Source organism: Plantactinospora mayteni, from assembly GCF_016862935.1.
GTDB lineage: Bacteria > Actinomycetota > Actinomycetes > Mycobacteriales > Micromonosporaceae > Plantactinospora > Plantactinospora mayteni.
Genome location: NZ_BONX01000123.1, coordinates 1 through 532, shown reverse-complemented (window position 1 = coordinate 532; position 532 = coordinate 1). Strand labels below are relative to the sequence as shown.

Sequence of the window (532 nt, the reverse complement as noted above, 5' to 3'; positions counted from 1 at the left end):
ACCGTGGTGATCTGCACGCCCTCCGGCAGCACGAACGGTCTCACGGTCGTGGCGGCTACCGTGAACGGCTTGAAGTCGGGATCTGTGAGCATGTGGTAGATGAACTCCGACATGCTCATGTCGTATCGGTACCACGGCTCGATACCATCTTTGCGAGCGACAACCGGCCACGTCGCCGGATCGGTCCCCGCGTCCGCGAGCCAGTAGTACTCGCCCTCAGTCTCATCGTCGCCCCAGCAGAGCAGGCCCTGCCGCTCGGGACCGCCATACAGGTCGTACGGCGTGTAGAGACCCGCGTATTCCGGATGGTGCTGGTGCCACCGCCAGGAGTACAGCAAACCGTCAGTCGCCGCCGCTGCACCGTCCGGCTTCAGGAGCCGTAGGAATCCGGAGTAGGAGCCGCCACCGAGCATCGAGCACAGCTCGCGGTAGTCAGTGGGCAGCCTCGTGCCCAGCTCGGCCTCGACCGGCGTCCAGTCGATGTCACGCTGCTCCGGCCGTACGCCGGTCACCTCGATGATCCGCTGCGTCC

Annotated in this window: 1 protein-coding gene; it reads right to left on the bottom strand. The window is 65.4% G+C overall.

The genetic code is table 11. From position 1 onward, the window contains the following. A partial coding sequence (locus Pma05_RS42175; protein ID WP_203863152.1) for an SMI1/KNR4 family protein occupies positions 1-512 on the bottom strand: 512 nt, incomplete at its 3' end. Positions 513-532: the final 20 nt, after the last annotated feature.